Annotated in this window: 14 protein-coding genes and 1 tRNA gene; 11 read left to right on the top strand and 4 right to left on the bottom strand. The window is 71.0% G+C overall.

Annotated features, from left to right (window positions below):
• Positions 1-73 precede the first annotated feature (73 nt).
• The gene (locus ACGFIB_RS30705; protein WP_393376609.1) at positions 74-1,201 is read left to right on the top strand and encodes a glycerophosphodiester phosphodiesterase family protein; all 1,128 of its coding nucleotides are present in this window, start codon (positions 74-76) and stop codon (positions 1,199-1,201) included.
• 388 nt (positions 1,202-1,589) lie between these two features.
• Here ACGFIB_RS30705 and ACGFIB_RS30700 read toward each other — a convergent pair.
• Positions 1,590-1,678 (bottom strand) — tRNA-Leu (locus ACGFIB_RS30700).
• A 209-nt stretch (positions 1,679-1,887) separates the two neighbouring features.
• On the opposite strand from ACGFIB_RS30700, the gene ACGFIB_RS30695 reads away from it, so the two are divergent.
• The 3 genes from ACGFIB_RS30695 (at position 1,888) to ACGFIB_RS30685 (ending at position 6,146) form a co-directional block, all read left to right on the top strand.
• Complete coding sequence (locus ACGFIB_RS30695) at positions 1,888-3,183, top strand: M20/M25/M40 family metallo-hydrolase (RefSeq protein ID WP_393376607.1); 1,296 nt, start codon at positions 1,888-1,890, stop codon at positions 3,181-3,183.
• Between the two features lie 110 nt (positions 3,184-3,293).
• Positions 3,294-3,920 carry a hypothetical protein gene (locus tag ACGFIB_RS30690; RefSeq protein ID WP_393376605.1) on the top strand — a complete coding sequence of 209 codons (627 nt, stop codon included), beginning with the start codon at positions 3,294-3,296 and terminating at the stop codon, positions 3,918-3,920.
• A 204-nt stretch (positions 3,921-4,124) separates the two neighbouring features.
• Positions 4,125-6,146 (top strand): chaplin family protein, encoded by a 2,022-nt coding sequence (locus tag ACGFIB_RS30685; RefSeq protein ID WP_357238650.1) that lies wholly within the window; start codon positions 4,125-4,127, stop codon positions 6,144-6,146.
• Between the two features lie 334 nt (positions 6,147-6,480).
• On the opposite strand, the gene ACGFIB_RS30680 is transcribed toward ACGFIB_RS30685, so the two are convergent.
• Positions 6,481-6,672: a DUF5703 family protein gene (locus ACGFIB_RS30680; RefSeq protein WP_220499497.1), complete on the bottom strand. Its 192-nt coding sequence runs from the start codon at positions 6,670-6,672 to the stop codon at positions 6,481-6,483.
• Positions 6,673-6,904: 232 nt separating this feature from the next.
• On the opposite strand from ACGFIB_RS30680, the gene topA reads away from it, so the two are divergent.
• The 5 genes from topA (at position 6,905) to ACGFIB_RS30655 (ending at position 15,484) form a co-directional block, all read left to right on the top strand.
• Positions 6,905-9,610, top strand: coding sequence for a type I DNA topoisomerase (topA, locus tag ACGFIB_RS30675; protein ID WP_393376603.1), 2,706 nt, complete (start codon positions 6,905-6,907; stop codon positions 9,608-9,610).
• A 166-nt stretch (positions 9,611-9,776) separates the two neighbouring features.
• The gene (locus tag ACGFIB_RS30670; RefSeq protein ID WP_393376601.1) at positions 9,777-11,141 is read left to right on the top strand and encodes a metallophosphoesterase; all 1,365 of its coding nucleotides are present in this window, start codon (positions 9,777-9,779) and stop codon (positions 11,139-11,141) included.
• A gap of 155 nt (positions 11,142-11,296) precedes the next feature.
• On the top strand, positions 11,297-13,360 hold the full coding sequence (tmk, locus tag ACGFIB_RS30665) for a dTMP kinase (protein WP_142573653.1): 2,064 nt from the start codon (positions 11,297-11,299) through the stop codon (positions 13,358-13,360).
• 6 nt (positions 13,361-13,366) lie between these two features.
• Positions 13,367-14,539 carry a DNA polymerase III subunit delta' gene (locus ACGFIB_RS30660; RefSeq protein WP_357238656.1) on the top strand — a complete coding sequence of 391 codons (1,173 nt, stop codon included), beginning with the start codon at positions 13,367-13,369 and terminating at the stop codon, positions 14,537-14,539.
• Between the two features lie 99 nt (positions 14,540-14,638).
• Positions 14,639-15,484 (top strand): PSP1 domain-containing protein, encoded by an 846-nt coding sequence (locus ACGFIB_RS30655; RefSeq protein WP_393376770.1) that lies wholly within the window; start codon positions 14,639-14,641, stop codon positions 15,482-15,484.
• Positions 15,485-15,629: 145 nt separating this feature from the next.
• Here the strand turns inward: ACGFIB_RS30655 and ACGFIB_RS30650 are convergent, their stop codons facing one another.
• On the bottom strand, positions 15,630-16,508 hold the full coding sequence (locus ACGFIB_RS30650; protein ID WP_393376598.1) for an alpha/beta hydrolase: 879 nt from the start codon (positions 16,506-16,508) through the stop codon (positions 15,630-15,632).
• Positions 16,505-17,356 (bottom strand): MBL fold metallo-hydrolase, encoded by an 852-nt coding sequence (locus tag ACGFIB_RS30645; RefSeq protein ID WP_357238660.1) that lies wholly within the window; start codon positions 17,354-17,356, stop codon positions 16,505-16,507. The genes ACGFIB_RS30650 and ACGFIB_RS30645 overlap by 4 nt, the downstream gene beginning before the upstream one ends.
• Before the next feature lie 83 nt (positions 17,357-17,439).
• On the opposite strand from ACGFIB_RS30645, the gene ACGFIB_RS30640 reads away from it, so the two are divergent.
• A complete protein-coding gene (locus ACGFIB_RS30640; RefSeq protein ID WP_393376596.1) occupies positions 17,440-17,772 on the top strand; it encodes a winged helix-turn-helix transcriptional regulator in 333 nt (110 codons plus the stop codon).
• A 68-nt stretch (positions 17,773-17,840) separates the two neighbouring features.
• Entirely contained in the window at positions 17,841-20,012 is a 2,172-nt protein-coding gene (locus tag ACGFIB_RS30635; protein WP_393376594.1) for a helicase-associated domain-containing protein, read from the top strand.
• Positions 20,013-20,094: the final 82 nt, after the last annotated feature.

Genomic DNA, 20,094 nt, shown 5'->3' with positions numbered 1-20,094 from the left:
ATCTTTGTGCGGTGGTCGGGCCCGTCTTGCCCGGCCGTACCCGCAGCAGCACTACTCACAGGGGGATGACACATTGGGTGCATTGCGCAAGGCCGCGGTCGTCGCGGTGCTCGGCGGCGTGATGGTCGCATTGCCGGGGATCGCCTCGGCCGACGCCGCCCACGGCAAGCCGGCCAACGGTCCTGGCAACGGCCCCGCCAACGGCCCGGCCAACGGCCCGGCTAACGGTCCCGGTCACGGGAAGCGCGTGCTCGACCTCCAGGCGCACCGGGGCGGCGCCGCGCTGATGTCGGAGAACACGATTCCGGCCTTCGCCAACGCGCTCGAACTCGGCGTGAGCACCCTGGAACTCGACATCGCGATCACCGAGGACGGCAAGGCGGTCGTCTCGCACGACCGGCAGATCGACGGCCGCAAGTGCAAGGACACCGCTCCGGCCTTCAAGGGCGACCCGGAGTATCCGTACGCCGGCAAGTTCATCAAGGACCTGACCGTCAAGCAGATCAAGACCATGGACTGCGGCCAGACGCTGGAGGTCTGGCCCGGCCAGAAGCCCGCCACCGGGGCCCACATGGCGCTGCTGACCGAGGTCTTCGACCTGGTCAAGGCCTACAAGGCCAAGGACGTCATGATGAACATCGAGACCAAGTACGAGGTCGGGACGACCGAGACGCAGCCGCGTGAGATGTTCGTCCAGGAGGCCGCGAAGGAGATCCGCGAGGCCGGGATGCTCAAGCAGGTCACCATCCAGAGCTTCGACTGGGGCGCGCTCATGCGGATGCACCAGGTCGAGCCGCGGCTGCCCCTGGTGGCGCTGACCAACCCCGTCTACGACGGCATCCCCGGCCTCGAGATCTGGCTCGGCGGCATCAACCTCGCGGACTTCGGCGGCGACCCGCTGAAGGCGATCAAGTCGTTCGGCGCGTCGGCGTTCTCGCCGCTGCCCGGCACCCCCGAGGGCGGCGAGGTGGGCGACGCCGACTACAAGCCCTACGTGACCAAGGCGCTGGTCGACGAGGCGCACCAGCTGGGCATCAAGGTCATCCCGTGGACCGTCGAGGAGAAGTCGACGATGAACGCGATGATCGACGCCGGCGTGGACGGCATCATCACCGACTACCCGGACCGTCTGCGCGAGGTCATGGCCGACCGCGGCCTTGAGCTGCCCAAGAGCTACCACCTGAAGAACCACGGGCACTGATCGCCGATCAGGATGATGGTGCCGTGGGCGACCGGGGCGTAGCCGTGCCATCCGCACCGGCCGGGATGCCTCATTGAGCACGGCCATCGTTGAGCACGGCCACCGTTGAGCACGGCCACTGTCGAGCCCGCCGTAGCGGAGCTCGGCGGTGGCCGCTCGATACCAGCGGGGTCCGGTCGTGGTCTCGGAGTGATCGAGCGGACCGCCGGCCGCCTACTGCGGCGTACGCGGATGGTGCGGACCTTCGCAGGACGCGGCTGCAGAAAAGCGGGGCAACCGCTGCCGGAGCATCGGCCTCCGGGCGACATAGACGCCGAAACCGAAAAAAGTGCGGGTCGAGATCGATCTCGACTCCGCACTTTCCGACAATCCCCATTGGGGATCTAGTTGGTGTCCGAGGGGGGACTTGAACCCCCATGCCCATCACTGGGCACTAGCACCTCAAGCTAGCGCGTCTGCCTATTCCGCCACCCGGACGTGGTGCCTCACGCAGGATCGTCATCCCGCGTCGGCTGATACAGGTTAGCACTCTCCCGGCCCTGCTTCATACCGGGAAAAGGCCCCACGCGGATGGCCGGAGCCCTGGGGGTGAACGTCACACCTGTACGGCGGCAGGATGGAGGCGCGAGCCGTACGACGGAAAGGCGGGGGGCCGCTGACCGGCCCGTCCCGCAGGAGGAGGCGTTATGACCCCACGCTACGGGGAGGACGAGGTCGCCGAGCTGTGCGGCGACCTGATCCGCATCGACTCGGTCAACGCGGGGGACAACGCGGGGCCCGGGGAACGCGAGGCCGCGGAGTACGTGGCCGGCAAGCTGTCGGAGGTCGGCCTGGAGCCGACGATCCTCGAGTCCGATCCCGGACGGGCGAACGTGGTCGCCCGGGTCGAGGGCACCGACCCGAGCAGGGACGCCCTGGTCCTCCACGGTCATCTGGACGTCGTGCCGTTCGACGCCGCCGACTGGACCCACCACCCGCTGAGCGGCGAGATCGCCGACGGCTGCGTCTGGGGCCGCGGGGCGGTCGACATGAAGAACATGGACGCGATGATCCTCGCCGTCGTGCGGCGGCGGCTGAGTGAGGGGCGCAGGCCGCCCAGGGACGTCGTCCTCGTCTTCACCGCGGACGAGGAGGCCGGGGGCCACTACGGCGCCCAGTGGCTGGCCGAGCGGCATCCTGAGGTCTTCGAGGGCTGCACCGAGGCCATCGGCGAGGTCGGCGGCTTCAGCGTGACCACCGAGAAGGGCCGGCTGTACCTGATCGAGGCGGCGGAGAAGGGCATCGCCTGGATGCGCCTGACCGCCAAGGGCAGGGCCGGGCACGGCTCGATGCTCAACGACGACAACGCCGTGACCGAGCTCGCCGAGGCGGTCGGCCGGCTCGGCCGCCACAGGTGGCCGGTGCGGCTCACGCCCACCGTGCAGGCGTTCTTCGAGGAGGTCTTCGGCACGGAGGTCAAGGCGGAGGACGCGGAGGCGGCGGTGGCCACCCTCGGGCCGCTCGCCCGGATGATCGGCGCCACTCTCCGCAACACGACCAACCCGACCATGCTCCAGGCCGGATACAAGGCGAACGTCATCCCCCAGGTCGCGACCGCGCACGTGGACGGCAGGTTCCTGCCGGGATACGAGGACGAGTTCTTCCAGACCGTGGACGAGCTGCTCGGGCCGAACGTGACCAGGGACTTCGTCTATCACGACGTGGCGGTCGAGACCCCCTTCAAGGGCCCGCTGGTCAAGGCGATGGCCGACGCGCTGATCGAGGAGGACCCGGGCTCGCGGGCGGTGCCGTACACGCTGAGCGGCGGCACCGACCTCAAGGCGTTCAGCCGCCTCGGGATCAGCGGCTACGGCTTCGCGCCGCTGCGGCTTCCCGAAGACTTGGACTTCTCCGGGATGTTCCATGGCATCGACGAGCGTGTTCCGGTTGATTCGCTCCGGTTTGGCGTCAGGGTCCTTGACCGTTTCCTCGAATACTGCTGAGAAAGCCCTTGCGATCACATGCCGTGCCGGTACAGTGACTCTCCGTTGGGGGTTGGATCCGCACCGGGTTGACCCAGCGGACTGTTGACTCAGCGGTTTGGGGAGGTCGCGTGACGCGCACGTCGCAGGAGCAGCGGAGGGCGAGTTCGCCCGCCGCTGTTCCCGATGTGCGCGTCACGTCTCCAGGCTCTGCGAAGCGGGGCCGGACGGCGCGGTTCGCGGCCGGCTCCCGTCTGGGCCGCCTGCTGGTCATCGGCGGGCTGATCGCCGCCGGATGGCTGCTCGGTGTGATCTTCGGTGTCTTCGGCACGGCGACGTCCGTGGCCGGGACGGCACCCTCACATGACGTCGCCGGGTCGGTTCTTCCCGATCGTCTCTCAGGTCCGGACCTCGGTCTGCCGCCCTTGCCGGGCGCGGCCGAGTCCCACGGGAAGAGCACCGACGGTTTCCCCACGGCGGCGGACGACGTCTCGGCGACCGCCGAGGCGATGGCGGGGCGCACGGTCGACGGGCTCACCAGCCAGTCGAAGCCTCTGCTCCCTCCGCCTTCCACCGCGGACCACGCGCCCGCAGACCAGGGCCTGGTCCCGCAGTCGAGCGGTGGAAACCTCCTGTTCGGGGATGTCGCGCGGGATGTGTTCGAACCGCGCTTCACCAAGCTGCCCGCCCCACTGGCGGCGGTTGTTCCCCCGGTGGTCCGCACAGCGGCGGACGACCCGTCTTTCTCTCCTGACTGATCCCGCCTTCGTGCCGGTCCCCGTCGTACGGCGACCGGTGCCACCGCCTGCCCTCGCTCGTGGTGCCCGAGCGGCAGGCTCCCGCGGGTGACGCGGAATTTCCCATCCTCGTGACGTCCACGGCTCCGCTGTGCTCATGCGGCCTGGACACGCGTCGCGAGTTGTCAGGTAACCCCCCTAGAAGAACCACTAGGAGCATTTATCATGCGAACGTGGGCGAAGGGCTCGGCCTCCGCGGCGTTTCTGGCCGCCGGCGTCATGGCCCTTGGCAGTGGTACGGCCTTCGCCGACACCGACGGCAGTCACTCGGTGCTCGGCGGAAACCAGGTCGACATCCCGGTGACCCTGCCGATCGACATCAGCGGCAACGCGGTGGCGGTCGCCGGAGACTCCCGGGCCTCCTCCCAGGGCGGCGCGGCCGTGCAGGGCGCGGGCGTGGGCGCCGGGCAGAACAAGACCTCCGGAGCGGGCAGCATCCTCGGCGGCAACCAGGTCGAAGCGCCGATCAACGTCCCGGTCAACGCCTGCGGCAACGCGGTGTCGGTCATCGGCCGGTCGGACGCGAGCTGCCGCGGCGGCGCGGCCGTCAAGAGCTCGGGACGGCACGCGAGCGCGGGCGGCAACCGCACCAGCGGCGCGCACAGCATCGGAGGCGGCAACCAGGTCGTCGCGCCGATCACCGCGCCGATCAACCTCTGCGGCAACTCGATCGCCGTCTTCGGCAACGCCACCGCCGGATGCCGTGGCGGTGCCTTCGTCGGCGGCGGCCGTGACGTCGTCCGCGCCGGCGGCAACCGCACCAGCGGCCACGGGTCGATCCTGGGCGGCAACCAGGTGGTCGCGCCGATCACCGTGCCGGTCAACGTCTGCGGCAACTCCGTCGCGGTCATCGGCAAGGCGTTCTCGGGCTGCACCGGCGGCTCGTCCGTGGGCGGCTCCGGCGGCCACGGCGGTCACGGCCACGGCGGTCACGGCCACGGTGGGTACGGCGGTCACCACGGAGGCGGTCACTGGCACCGTCCCGGCTCGGCCGGCCACGACACCGACAGCCGCTACTCGGTCGGCAGCGGCACCCAGGTGGTCACTCCGATCACCACGCCGGCCGACGTGTGCGGCAACGGCTCGGGTAGCTGCCACGGTGGCTCCACGCCCGGTCACGGCGGTCACGGTCGCCACGGCGGCCACGGCGGCCACGGCGGCGGCGCGGGCGGCAACCGCACCAGCGGGGTGCACAGCGTCGGTGGCGGCAACCAGGTGGTCGCCCCGATCACGGCTCCGATCAACGTCTGCGGCAACGCCGTCGCGATCATCGGCCACGCTTTCGCGGGTTGCCGCGGCGGCGCGACCGCGATCAGCGGCTGGAGCAAGCACGGCGGCCGGGGCGCGGGCGGCAACGTCACGTCCGGCCACGGCTCGATCCTGGGCGGCAACCAGATCGTCGCGCCGATCACGGCTCCGATCAACATCTGCGGCAACGCGGTGTCGGTCATCGGCAAGTCCCAGGCGGGCTGCCGGGGCGGCGCATCGGTCCTCGGCGGTGGCGTCGGCGCGGGCGGCAACATCACCTCGGGCAAGCACGGGATCCTCGCGGGCAACCAGATCGTCGCCCCGATCACCGCTCCGATCAACATCTGCGGCAACTCGGTGGCCGTGCTTGGCGACGCCGCCGCAGGGTGCCTGGGCGGCGCCCAGGTGGGCGGCGGCTGGAAGAGCCACGGCCACTGGGCCCACCAGCACAAGGCCGCCCGCGGTGGGGCCATGCCCGCCATGCCGGGCGCGTCGGTGCTGTCGGGCAAGCACACCGTGCAGCCGATGAGCGCCGCCGCCACTCCCTCCGCTCCGGTCGTCGGCGACCTGCCGAACATGCTCGGCCTGCCGGAGACGCCGAGCCTGCCCGCCGCGCCCGCCGCGAAGGGCAAGAAGGCCGGCAGCACGCTCGACGGCGCGACCAGCTCGCTGCCCACCACCAAGACGCTGGAGGACGCGACCGCCTCGCTGCCCGTCGCCGACACGGCGCGCAACCTCCCGACCGGCGACCTCGGGAAGAGCGCCGGCGTGCTGCCGCTGGACAAGCTGAGCGGGCTCAAGCTGATGAGCGCCGAGCAGCCGGTCGGCCTGACCGGGATGAACCCGGCGTCGTTCCTCGCACTGGCCCTCGGCGCCATGTTCGCCGCCTCGGCGAGCCTGTTCGCCGTCACCCGCCGCTTCCGGTTCGGCCGCAAGTAGTCGTACGGCCGCGCGTGACGGCACGGGAACACCTCCGGCGGCGACGGCCGTACGGAAGTGATCCGGCGGCGCGCGGCTGACGGAGGCGAGGGATATCACTCGCCCGCGCCAGGGAGCGTCTGCCAGAGGCTCCCGGCGCGGGCGACCAGGACGCCCCCCACCACCAGTGGAGGGGGCATGAACGCTTTGCCCGTTCCGGGGGCGCGGCCCGGGGCGGGCAAAGCTCTTTTGTCGGGTACTGTTTCGGGACAGATGGAGCACCCACGGTCATGGCGTCGACGACACCGCGGATGGGCAAAGCCCTTTTGACCGTGGCGTCCGCGTCCTCGGAGGCTCACATGGTCCGGGCGGCCCGTATGATCTTCCGACGCAGCCGGACGCGCCTGCTGCCGTCGGGATAAAGGCGTAGCCGCTCCAGTTCCCAGTCTCCATGCTCGGCATGCTCTGTGAGCATCTGCCTCGCCACCTCACGAGGGGTGCCGCGAGGGAGATACAGGTCCAGATAAGAGTAGTCGAGCACAGCCATTGGTCTCCGGGGCGTGCTAGGGAACTCGATGGGCTCTATTCTGCGTCTCCGTGGATAACAGCGCCAGGCGGGTTACATTCCCGGACACAACCGGGTAGCCCGGGGGGGAGGAACGTGCGGCGGCAGGTACCGTCAAAGCGGCGCCTCGTCGGCGCCCCACGGGGGTAAGCGCCCCCGGCCCGGACGACGAGGGTGTCATGAGCCGGGAGTACGAAGCCCGGCACTACGGGGAATGACAGCGGACAGCGAGGTAGGAAGCAGCGTGCCAGCCAACAACGGCAACGCCGGCGGAACCCGCCTGGTGATCGTGGAATCGCCCGCGAAGGCGAAGACGATCGCCGGGTACCTCGGGCGCGGCTATATCGTCGAGTCGAGCATCGGACACATCCGCGATCTTCCGGAGAAGGCCGATGACATCCCGGAGAAGTACAAGAGCGAGGCATGGGCCCGCCTCGGGGTGAACGTCGACCACGAGTTCGAGCCGCTCTACGTCGTGAACCCGGACAAGAAGTCGCAGGTGTCCAAGCTCAAGCAGCTTCTCAAGGAAGCCGACGAGCTCTACCTCGCCACCGACGAGGACCGGGAGGGCGAGGCCATCGCCTGGCACCTGCGCGAGGTGCTCAAGCCCAAGATCCCGGTGCACCGCATGGTGTTCCACGAGATCACCCCCCACGCGATCAGGGACGCGGTCTCCAACCCCCGCGACCTCAACCTCCGCCTGGTCGACGCCCAGGAGACCCGGCGCATCCTCGACCGCCTCTACGGCTACGAGGTCAGCCCGGTCCTGTGGAAGAAGGTCAAGCCGCGGCTTTCCGCCGGTCGTGTCCAGTCGGTCGCCACCAGGCTGGTGGTGGAGCGCGAGCGGGAGCGCCTGGCGTTCACCGCCGCCAACTACTGGGACCTGCAGGCGCTGTTCGACACCGGCCGGGCGGGCGACGACACCCGGACGTTCTCCGCCACGCTGACCGGCGTGGACGGCAGGCGCGTGGCCCAGGGCCGCGACTTCGCCTCCACCGGCAGGCTGAAGAACTCCGACGTCCTCCACCTCGACGAGGCCGCCGCGACGGCCCTCGCCGGCCGTCTGGAGGGCGTGTCCTACGCCGTGCGGTCGGTCGAGCGCAAGCCGTACACGCGCAAGCCGTACGCGCCGTTCCGGACCACGACGCTGCAGCAGGAGGCGAGCCGCAAGCTGGGCTTCTCCGCCAAGTACACGATGCAGGTGGCCCAGCGGCTGTACGAGAACGGCTACATCACCTACATGCGTACCGACAGCGTCACGCTGTCGGAGACCGCCGTCACCGCCGCCCGCAGCCAGGCGGTCAAGCTGTACGGCTCGGCGTACGTGCCGGACAAGCCGCGCGTCTACACGAGCAAGGTGAAGAACGCCCAGGAGGCACACGAGGCCATCCGGCCGTCCGGCGAGGAGTTCCGGACGCCCGGCGAGACCGGCCTGTCCGGGGACATGTTCCGGCTGTACGAGCTGATCTGGCAGCGTACGGTCGCCTCCCAGATGAAGGACGCGGTCGGCGAGTCGGTGTCGGTCAAGGTCGGCGGCGCGTCCAGCGCCGGCGAGAACGTCGAGTTCAGCGCCACCGGCCGGACGATCACCTTCCACGGCTTCCTCAAGGCGTACGTGGAGGGCGCGGACGACCCCGCGACAGACCGGGACGACTCGGAGAAGCGCCTGCCCACGCTGACCGAGGGCGACCGGCTCACGGCGGCCGAGCTGACCGCGCTCGGGCACTCGACCAAGCCGCCCGCACGGTACACCGAGGCGTCGCTGGTCAAGGAGCTGGAGGATCGGGAGATCGGGCGGCCGTCGACGTACGCGTCGATCATCGGAACGATCCTCGATCGGGGCTACGTGTTCAAGAAGGGCACCGCCCTGGTGCCGTCGTTCCTCGCGTTCGCCGTGGTCAACCTGCTCGAACAGCACTTCGGCAACCTGGTCGACTACGACTTCACGGCCGACATGGAGAAGGTCCTCGACGACATCGCCAACGACCGCGCCGAGCGGGTGCCCGAGCTGCACCGGTTCTACTTCGGCGGCGGAGACGGTGACGAAGGCCTGAAGGAGATGGTCACCGACCTCGGCGAGATCGATGCCAAGGAGATCAGCTCGTTCCCGATCAGGGGGACGGACATCCTGATCAGGGTCGGTCGCTACGGGCCCTACCTCGACCGCGACGGCGCCCGGGTGAACATCCCCGAGGACATGGCGCCGGACGAGCTGACCGCCGAGAAGGCCGAGGAGCTGTTCTCGCGCCCGAGTGGCGACCGCGAGCTGGGCGTCGACCCGGCGACCGGCCGCAGGATCGTGGCCAAGGACGGCCGTTTCGGCCCGTACGTCACGGAGATCCTGCCCGAGGAGCCCGCGCCGGCCGACGGGAAGAAGCGGACGAAGAAGGCCGACGCACCCAAGCCGCGGACCAGCTCGCTGTTCAAGACGATGTCCCTCGACACGATCACCCTGGAGCAGGCGCTGAAGCTGCTCCAGCTGCCCAGGGTCGTCGGCGCGATCGACGGCGAGGAGGTGACCGCGCAGAACGGCAAGTTCGGCCCCTACATCAAGAAGGGCACCGACTCGCGCTCGCTGACCTCGGAGGAGGACCTGCTCACGGTCACCATCGAGCAGGCCAAGGAGCTGTTCGCGCAGCCGAAGGCCCGCGGACGCGGCCGCGCCGCCGCCGCGCCGCCCCTGCGTGAGCTGGGTGAGGACCCGAACTCCAAGAAGCCGATCGTGGTGAAGGAGGGCCGCTTCGGCCCCTATGTCACCGACGGCGAGACCAACGCGTCGCTGCGCAAGGGCGACACGGTCGAGGACATCACGCTGGAGCGGGCGGCGGAGCTGCTGGCCGAGCGGCGGGAGCGGGCGCCCGCCCCCAAGCGAGCGCCTCGGGCCAGGACCGCCGCGAAGAAGCCCGCCGGGAAGCCCTGACCCCGGTCCGCGCGTCCCGCCGTCCCGTCAGGGCACGGTGGCGGGTGCGGCGGCGGGTGTGGTGACGTGCCCGGGCGCGGCTTCGCCGTGCCGCCGCGTCTGTCCACAGCCGGCCTCCGGCTGTGGACGACGGACGCGGCTGCCGGCGTGAGCTCGTAGCATCGTCGTGAGCCGGCCCTTGATCGCCAGCCGGTCGAGGGGAGTTCTCGTGGGGTTCGTCGGCATGATTGTGGTGGCCGTCGTCGTTGTGCACGGCTATCTGTGGTGGCGGCTCGTCAGGGCGTCGACGACACCGGGATCGCGTTCGCGCCGGGTGCTGACGTCGGTGCTCGTGATCCTGGCCGCCGTGATGGTGGTGACTTTCGGCGGGAGCCGGCTCGGCCTCGGCATGGACGTGGAGCGGGTCGTCGCCTGGCCCGGCTACCTGTGGCTGGCCGTGATGTTCTACCTGTTCGTGTTCGGCCTGGTCATGGAGGTGCCCCGGGCGGTCGCGACGTTCGTGACGTCGAGGCGCCGCCGTGCGGCCGAAACCGCGGCCCCGGCCGGGCGGGCCGAGGGGGAGACGGCGCCGGTGGACGAGGTGGTCCTCGCCGGAGCCGCGGCCGGGGGAGGCCCAGCCGCTCACGGCACGGCCACGACAGGCAGGCCGGCGGCGGAGGGGGCCGCGGCGGACGCCCCGGCGATCGACCGCCGGCTGTTCATCTCCCGTACGGCCTCCGCGGTCGTGACCGTGGGAGCGCTCGCGACCGTGGGGTACGGCGTGAGCCGGGCCCTCGGCGATCCGGTGATCGAGCGGGTGCCGATCCGCCTGCCCCGGCTCGACCCCCGGATGAGCGGGCTGCGCATCGCGGTCGTCAGCGACATCCACCTCGGCCCGCTGAGCGGCCGGGGGCACACCGAGCGGATCGTCCGGATGATCAACGGCCTGCAGGCCGACGCGGTGACGATCGTGGGTGACCTGGTGGACGGCACGGTCGCCGAGCTCGGCCGTCTCGCCACCCCCCTCGGGTCCCTCGAATCCCGCTATGGCGCGTATTTCGTGACCGGCAACCACGAGTACTACACCGCCGGGGGCCCCAAGGAATGGATCGAGGAGTTGCGCTCGCTGGGCGTCCGGCCGCTGCTCAACGAGCGGGTCGAGATCCGGCACGCGGGAGCCGTACTGGACCTCGCGGGCGTCAACGACCTCAACGGCGTGCCGTCGGGCGACGGCCCGGACCTCGACCGGGCGCTCGGGGGCCGCGACGCGAACCGGCCCGTCGTGCTGATGGCCCACCAGCCCGTCCAGGTGACGCAGGCCGCCGCGCACGGAGTCGATCTCCAGCTGTCCGGGCACACCCACGGCGGGCAGATGGCGCCGTTCAACCTGCTCGTGCCGCTGCAGCAGCCCGTGGTGGCGGGGCTGGCCAGCGTGCCGCGCACGGGTGGCGGCGACACCCAGGTCTACGTGACGCGGGGTGCGGGCTTCTGGGGGCCGCCGGTCCGGGTGGGCGCGCCGCCCGAGATCACCCTCATCGAGCTGCGCTCCTGACCGCTCCGGATCGCCGGAAGCGGAACCGGGCAGAGCATTGGTGCCATCTCGACAGCGAGGACGAGGCGGACGTAATACCCTCAGGCGACGGGCAGGCCCCAGTGGTCCGCTCGTCCGTCTCCCAAGCCCAGCGAGCACCTGGATACGCTGACATCATGAGCACCCCTGGCCGGGCCGCCGCGCGCCGCAAGCAGCCGCACGTGCTGGCGAACGCGCCGTTCCGCAGGCTGTGGACGGCGATGGCGACGTGCAGCCTCGGCGACTGGCTCAACATCATCGCGCTGACCGCCCTGGCCGGTAACCTGACCGCAGGATCTGGTTTCCAGGCGCAGAGCCTCGCCATCGGCGGCGTCTTCGTCGCCAAGATGCTGCCCGCGATCCTGCTCGGCCCGCTCGGCGGCGCGGTGGCCGACCGGTTCGACCGCAGGCTGACGATGGTCGTCGCCGACCTCGCCAGGTTCGCGGTGGTGCTGTCGATCCCGCTGGTCGGCAACTACCAGTGGGTGATCATCGCGACGTTCCTCGTCGAATGCGTGAACCTCTTCTGGGTGCCGGCCAAGGACGCCACCGTGCCCAACCTCGTGCCGAAGGAACGGCTCGAAGAGGCCAACCAGCTCAACCTCCTCGTCACGTACGGCACCGCCCCCGTGGCCGCGGCGCTGTTCGCGGTCGTGTCGGGCGTGGTCACGACGATCTCGGCGGCCGCACCGTCGTTCGACGTCGCGGCCACCAGCGTCGCGCTGTACGCGAACGCGCTGGCCTACCTGGCCTCCGCCGTGATGGTCTTCACGCTGCGGGCCATTCCGAAGAACCACGTCAGGCACGTGTCGGCGCCCTCGGTGCTCCGGCAGATCACCGAGGGATGGCGGTTCGTCGGCGGCAACCGCGTCGTGCGCGGGCTGATCATCGGCATGCTCGGGGCGTTCGCCGCCGGAGGCGCCGTCGTCGGCGTCGCCAAGGCGTACGTACAGGCACTGGGCGGCGGTGACGCGGGGTACGGCGCCGTGTTCTGCGCCGTCTTCCTCGGCATGGCGTTCGGCATGTTCTTCGGCCTGCGACTGCTGAAGGGCCTGTCCAGGCGGCGGCTGTTCGGACTGTCGATCGTGCTCGCGGGGCTGACGCTGGCCGCCGTCGCGCTCATCCAGAACCTGGTCGTCGTGGTCGTGCTGACCGTGATGCTGGGCGCCTGCGCCGGCATCGCCTGGATCATCGGCTACACGATGATCGGCCTGGAGGTGGAGGACGGGCTGCGCGGCCGCACGTTCTCCTTCCTGCAGTCGCTGGCCAGGGTGGTGTTGCTGCTGGTCGTGGCGGTGGCCTCGACGCTGGCCGCGCTGTTCGGCACGCACGCCGTCGGGGTCGCCGGGATCAGCTACCGCTTCGACGGCACGAACCTCGTGCTGCTCCTGGGCGCGCTGCTGGCGATCGCCGTCGGGGTGGTCGCGCTGCGGCACATGGACGACCGGCCGGGGATTCCCATCGGGGTCGACCTGCTGACCGCCCTGCGCGGGCGGCGGTTCGTGCCGGAGGAGGCGGACCTCGAACGCGGTCTGTTCATCGCCTTCGAGGGCGGAGAGGGCTCGGGCAAGACCACCCAGTCGCGGCTGCTCGCGATCTGGCTGCGCGACCAGGGCTTCGACGTCGTGCAGACCCGCGAGCCGGGCTCGACCAAGGTCGGCATGCGGTTGCGGGCGATCCTGCTCGACGCCGCCCACCAGGGACTGTCGCCGCGGGCCGAGGCCATGCTGTACGCCGCCGACCGGGCCGAGCACGTGGAGAAGGTCATCAGGCCCGGCCTGCAGCGCGGCTCGACGGTGATCTCCGACAGGTACGTGGACTCGTCGCTGGCCTACCAGGGCGCGGGGCGGTCGCTCGACCAGGAGGACGTCGCGAGGATCAACAAGTGGGCGACGGGCGGGCTCGTCCCCGACCTGACCGTGCTCATCGACGTGCCGCCCGCGGTCGGGCTGCGGCGGATGGCCTCGCCCGCCGACCGCATCGAGGCCGAGCCGCTGGAGTTCCACGAGCGGGTGCGGCGGGAGTTCCGGGCGCTGGCGGCGGCCGACCCCGACCGCTACCTCGTGGTGGACGGCACGCTCGACCAGCGGGAGGTGACGCACCTGATCCAGGACCGGGTGCGGGAGATCCTGCCCGACCCGGTGCCGCAGGAGGCCGAGGAGGCCACCGGCACGATGCCCGCCATCCGCGACTTCGGATAGCCGCACATGACCGTTTTCGGGGATCTGATCGGGCAGGACCGGGCGATCGACGTGATGCGGCGGGCCGCGTCGGCCGCCGCGGAGGCCATCGCCGGAGGGCGCGGCGCGGGCATGACCCACGCCTGGCTCTTCACCGGGCCGGCCCTGCGGACCGCGGCCGCCACGGCGTTCGCGGCCGCGCTGCTCTGTCCCGACCAGGGGTGCGGCCACTGCGACGCCTGCCATCATGTCGAGGTCGGCTCGCACCCGGACGTCACGTTCGTCCGGCCCGAGGGCCTGTCGTACAGCGTGCGGCAGACGCGCGAACTCGTGCTCAAGGCGGCGGGGGCGCCCACGCTCGGCCGGTGGCGGATCGTGCTGTTCGAGGACGCCGACCGGGTGACGGAGGCGGCGGCCAACGCGCTGCTCAAGGCCATCGAGGAGCCGCCGCCGCGGACCGTGTGGCTGCTGTGCGCGCCCTCCCCGGACGACATGATCATCACGATCCGCTCGCGCTGCCGGGTCGTGACGCTGGGCATGCCCTCCACCGAGGCGGTCGCGAACGTGCTGGTGACCCGCGACGGGGTGCCCCACGACGTGGCGCTCGACGTCGCGCGGGCGGCTCAGGGGGACATCGGCCGGGCGCGGCGGCTCGCGCTGGACGAGGAGGCGCGGCGCAGGCGCGACGACGTGCTGTCGATCCCCCGCGCGCTGACCGGTGTGGCGGAGTGCATCGCCGCCGCCGAGCGGCTGGTGAAGACCTCCACCGCGGACGCGGACGCGGCCACGACCGCGTTGAACGACGTCGAGACCGCCGAGCTGCGCAAGGTCTACGGCGAGGGCTCCTCCGGCAAGGGGCTCAACAAGGGCCTCGTGCGCGGCGGCGCGGGAGCGCTCAAGGAGCTCGAGACCATGCAGAAGTCGCGGGCGACCCGCGTCAAGCGCGACTCCCTCGACCTCGCGCTGCTCGAACTCGTGGCGTTCTACCGCGACGTGCTGGCCGTGCAGTTCGGGGCTCCGGTCGAGCTGGTCAACGAGGACCGCAGGCACGAGGTGGAGGCCGTGGCGCGCTCGTCGGCTCCCGAGCAGACGCTCCTCCGTACGGACGCGATCATGAAGTGCCGGGAGCGGCTGGCGGCCAACGTGAACCCGCAGATCGCGGTCGAGGCCATGACTCTCGCGCTCCGCTCGCCCGCTTAGGACGGAACGCTCGATGACTGCCGGTGCCGTACGGCACGTATGGTGGGTTCGGACGCGTTAGCCGTACGGATCGAGGAGGGCCGGCGCTTGGGCATGATGATGGCCGTGAGCTTCACCCGCTACGGACGGCTCTACTACCTCGATCCGGGCGGCCACTCTCCCAAGGTGGGTGACAAGGTCCTCGTGCCGACCGACTCCGGACCCGAGGTGGCCGAGTGCGTGTGGGCGCCGCAGTACGTGAGTGAGGACGTCGACGGCCTGCCCGTCTGTCAGGGCATCGCGGCCGAGGAGCACCTGACCCGAGACGAGAGCAACCGCCGCCGCAGGGCGGAGGCCCGCAGCGTGTCCAAGCGTCTGATCAAACGGCACGAGCTGCCGATGAAGGTGGTCGGCGTCGACTACCTGGACGCCGACAACGTCTACACCGTCTACTTCTCCGCCCCCCACCGGGTCGACTTCCGGGCGCTCGTGCGCGACCTGGCCCGCAACCTGCGTGCCCGGGTCGAGCTGCGGCAGATCGGCCCGCGTGACGAGGCCAGGCTCCAGGGCGGCATCGGCCCCTGCGGGCGTGACCTGTGCTGCGCGACGTTCCTCAAGGACTTCGAGCCGGTCTCGGTGCGGATGGCCAAGGATCAGGACCTGCCGGTCAACCCGCTCAGGATCGCGGGCGCCTGCGGCCGGCTGATGTGCTGCCTAAAGTACGAGCACCCGCTCTACCAGGAGTTCCGGGCGTCGGCGCCGCGTACGGGCCTCGCGGTGGACACCCCGCAGGGCCCGGGCACGGTGGTGGGGCACAACGTGCCGTCCGATTCCGTCATCGTCCGCCTCAACGAGGGCGGCCGCCGCTGCGCCTGCTCCAAGGCCAGCGTCTGCGCCCCGCGCAAGCAGCATGACGCGATGTACGGCGAAGCTGAGACGGTGGCCGAGAGCGACCCGAGTGCCTGACCATCAACGGTGATCGTCGAACTCTCCGACGGGTGCGCCATCGAAGATCTCTCCGATGTTGCCTGTACCCCAGCATGCTCGGAGGTGCGCAACGATTTCGTGCCGTGGAGGTGCTTCCCTGTTGCCGTGGCGCGGGGCCTTGCTTTCACAGATGGCGGTGCAGGAAACCCGCCGTCGCCTCGGCGGCGCGCGTGACATATGGCTCCACGTCGTACAGGTCGATGTGTTCACGGCAGTCGAGCCAGAGCATCTCCTTGTTTCCCGGGCTCCGCTGGAGGAGTGTGTCCGCCAACTCGGGCGCGCAGTACGCGTCGACCCGCCCGTGGACGACGAGTAGCGGCGTAGCGGCGAGCAGCGGGGCCGCGCCGAGCGCGTCGAAGGTCATCAGCGAATGGAGCGACCCCCAGGTCACCCGGTTGTCCCAGTGCGGCGATGCGGAACGGGAGGTGCCGTAGTAGGCGTACGGCTCGTCACCGGGCATCGCGGCCTCGCCGCCGCCGGGCGCCACAGCGGGCAGATACTCGTCGTAGCGGTCGAGGAAACCCGCGAGCGCGGTCCGGTAGGCGTCGTCGCCCATTTGCTCGGCGAACCAGGCCGGGTTGTTGTAGGCGCCTGCGATTCCGGCGACGGCCTTCACCCGTGGGTCGGTGGCGGCCGCCCGCACCGCGTACCCGCCGCCGAGGCACACCCCGGCGAGGCCGATCCGGCCCGGGTCGACCTCTGCCCGGCGGGCGAGCAGGCTCACCGCGGAGCGCAGGTCGGCGAGCTTGCCCTCGCTGTCCTCGTGCCCTCGGCGCCCTCCGCTCTCACCGAACCCTCGATGGTCGAAAGCCAGAGTGACCAGACCCGCCCGGGCCAGTCGCTCCGCATACAGCCCAGTGACCTGCTCCTTCACACCGGTGAAGGGCCCGGTTAGGGCGACGGCGGGCGAGGGTTCGAGCCGTTCGGGCAACCTGAGCTCTCCGACGAGCTTTACACCGGCTGCCGAGAAGGTGACCCGCTCGGTCCGTATCGTGGTCGTCATCGCCCCGCCTCCCCCGACGTGGTGGCCAGGGTGGACAGTTCGGCGGCCACCGCATCGGCGCCCAGACCGATGAGCCACTCCAGGGGCGCATCCGGCAGGAATCTGCTCATTACCGTGGTCAACTCCTGCTTCTGCCGATCCGTCAGCGAGGGGCCGTCCCCGGCCAGCCGCCGCACGACCTCCCGGTACAGCAGCAGGTACTGCCGTTGCCGGACGAACATGCCGCTGTCGCTCGGGGAGCCGTGGCCCGGGTAGAGCACCAGACCGTCCAGCTCGTCCATCACGCGATCCAGGACGTGCAGCCAGGCCGTGGAGTGCCCGTCCGCGGTGTAGGGGTGCGTTCCGCCGAACGCCAGGTCGCCTGTGAATGCCACCCGTCTCCCGCCCGCCTCCACCAGGAGATAGGAGTCGGCATGGCTCTCCGCCGGCCCAAGGTCGTGTATCCGGACCCGCAGGCCGGCGACCTCAATGATGTCCCCCTCCTTCAGAAGGCGGTCGGGTACCCGATACCGGTCGGGCCACTCGTCGCCGTACACCGGCTGCCACTGCTCCCGCTTGGGCACGGCGATCTGCTCGATCGTCTCGGCCACCGCGACCGAGGCGTGAACCGGCACATCCTCGTCCACCACGTACGGCAGGCCGTTGAAGTGGTCGGGGTGTGCGTGGGTGACGAACGCTCCGAGCAGTGGTTTGCGGAGCGCGGCCAGGCGCGCCGCGAGGGCCCGGGCGTCGGAGACGAGCAGGTTGCCATCGACAAGGACCACCCCCTCCGCTGTCTCCAGCAGGTAGCTGTTGGCGAACAGGCCCGGCTCCGCCGCCGTGTAGGTGTGAATGACAAGATCGCTCATGCTTGAGAAGCTAGGCGTGCCGGATTCTTCGGGCCAGAAGGCACTTTGCGGTGCCCATCGACGAGCGTACGGAGGAGGGCCGCGTGGATCCCGTGGTTCCCGACACGCTGGAGGAGAGCTGCGCGACGCGGCAGGCCCTTGAGCGGTTCGCGGCGAAGTGGCGGGTGTTGGTGATCTACGCCCTGCTGGCCGGTCCCCAGAGGCACGGCCAACTGCGGCGGCGGCTGCCCGGCATCACGCAGAAGGTGCTGACCGAGACGCTGCGAGGCCTGGAGAAGGACGGCATGGTCGAACGGCGGGTCATCAAGGACACGGCGCCCCAGCACGTGGAGTATGCGCTGACCGACCTGGGACGCACGCTGCGCGAACCGCTGGACGCCATCTGCGCCTGGGCGCTGGAACACGCGCGTGGATAGCCGCCGGCCATCCACATGGACCGCTACGATCGGTCCGGCGGCCGGACGCGGCGTACTACGCTGCGGTGGTGAGCACTGGGCGCCGCCTTGAGACATGGCTGAAGACGAAGTCGCCAGAGGACCGGCGGCTGATCCTCGCCCGGGTCGGGTTCACCTCCGAAGACGACGTGACCCCGCAGGACCTCGCCCGGCTGCTGCTCCAGCCGCGTGCGGCGCTCTCGCTCGCGCGGCTCTGCACCCTTCCTCAGCACCAGGCGCTGTCGGCCGTCGCGTGGCTGGCGGCGCAGCGGCACGGGCCGCTGCTCAACCTCTGGCATGACGCGGACCCGGCGACAAGGGCCGTGCCGCGCGCCGACGTGCTCGACCTGCTGGCCGGGAGCGATGCCGCCCTGCGGGCGCGTGCCGCCGCCACCCTGGACGCGCTCGCCGACATGGCGTTGGTGCTTCCGCCGCACGACGACCAGGTGATCGTGTCCACCGGCGTCCACGCGCATCTCGCCGAGTCAGCGGGGCTGGGCCGCCCGGCGGCCGAGCTCATCAGGCTCCACTTCAACGCTCCGGAGATCCATGCGATCGCCGAGACCCTGGGATTCCCGAAGGCCAGGGCGCGCGAGGGCGCGGAGCGCAACGTGCTCGGCCTGCTCGCCGACCAGGAGCGGGTGCGGACCCTGCTCGCCCAGGCTCCCGCGGAGGCCCGGGAGTGGCTGCTCGACATCATCGGGCACGGATCGCAGGTGCTCACCCACGCCTATCAGGCGCGCAGCGGCTTCGGTTATCAGCAGGCGCCGAAGTACGCCTTCCGACCGGGAGGTTCCGGCGACCCGAACACCGACTGGCTGGCCGCGCGCGGGCTCCTCCTGCCCGCCGGGCCGTACGACACAGCGGAGGTGCCGATCGAGGTCGCCGTGGCCGCCCTCGGCGAGCTGCGCGTGCCGTTCGTCCCGGAGCCGCCGCGGCCCCCGGCCGGTCTGCCCGACGCCGCCCGGGCCGACGGCTCCGGCCAGGCGGCCGCCACCGCCGCGCTGTCCCAGATCGAGCGCGTGCTCGCCGCGTGTGCCGACCAGCCTCCCGTCCTGCGCAAGGCCGGCGGTCTGGCGGTCCGCGACACCAAGCGGATCGCCAAAGCGGCAGGCGTGGCCGAGGACGTCACCCGGCTCTGGCTCGACCTGGCCATGCAGGCCGGACTCCTCGGCCTGCACGCCGAGCCGGTGCAGCGGCCGAAGGGTCATCGCGGCAAGCTGCCTGAGCCGGTCGTGAGCCTGCTGCCGGCGATGGCGTACGACGACTGGCTGAAGCGGTCTCCCGCCGAGCGGCTGGTGGCGATCATCGCCACCTGGGCGACCATACCGGCCGTCTACACGTTCTGGCCGGAGGAGGCCGGGACGCCGGTCGCCCTCACCGAGCCCGAGGATCCGTACGCGGTCGGCATCAGAGGTGCCGTCTTCGAGGCGCTCGCCGCGCTTCCCCCGGGCAAGGGCGTCGGCGCCGACGGCCTGCCGTACGTGACGGAACGGGCGGCCTGGCATCGCCCGCGCCACTTCGCGGAGTCGAGGGCGGGCGACGATCTGGTCGGCGCCGTTGTGCGTGAGGCCGAGTCGCTCGGCCTGGTCGCCGGGGGCGCCCTCACCGGCGTCGGCCGTGTCGTACGCGACCTGCTGCTCAGCGGTGAGGCCTGGACGTCGCCGGAGCCCGCCCTGGCCGACGCCCTGGCGGCCATGCTCCCGCCCGCGCAGGCCACCGCCTTCTTCCAGGCCGATCTGACGGCCGTGGTCCGCGGGATGCCCGGCCAGGAGCTCGCCGAACTGCTCGACGACGTCGCCGACCGCGAGTCGGAGGGGCACGCCGTGGTGTGGCGCTTCTCCGGTTCGACCGTGCGCCGGGCCTTCGACCGGGGGCAGGAGGCCGACGTCCTGCTCGCGCGGCTCGCCGAGGTGGCCGAGGCGCCCCTGCCGCAACCGCTGGAGTATCTGATCAAGGACACCGCCCGTACGCACGGGCACGTCCGGGTGGTGCGCTCCGGGTGCTGCCTGCGCTCCGACGATGAAGCGCTCGTCGAGGAACTCGCCCGCTCTCGGGCGCTGCGCGCGCTGGGCCTGCGCAAGATTGCCCCGACCGTCCTGATCAGTGCGGTGGGTGAGGAGGAGACCCTGGCCCGGTTGCGTGCCGCCGGTTACACCCCGGCGCTGGAGTCCGAGACCGGGGTGGCGATCATCGAGAGAGCCGCGCGCCGGCGTGCCTGACGTGCGACCGGCCAGGGACGGCGCTCAGCGCGCCGCCCCTGGCCGGGCCGATCTCTGGACAGTCAGGTGACTGGGGACGGCG

Source organism: Microbispora bryophytorum, from assembly GCF_043197435.1.
GTDB classification, from domain to species: Bacteria; Actinomycetota; Actinomycetes; order Streptosporangiales; family Streptosporangiaceae; genus Microbispora; species Microbispora bryophytorum.
The sequence above is the reverse complement of the archived record's forward strand: the minus strand, read 5'-3'. Positions and strand labels throughout refer to the sequence as shown.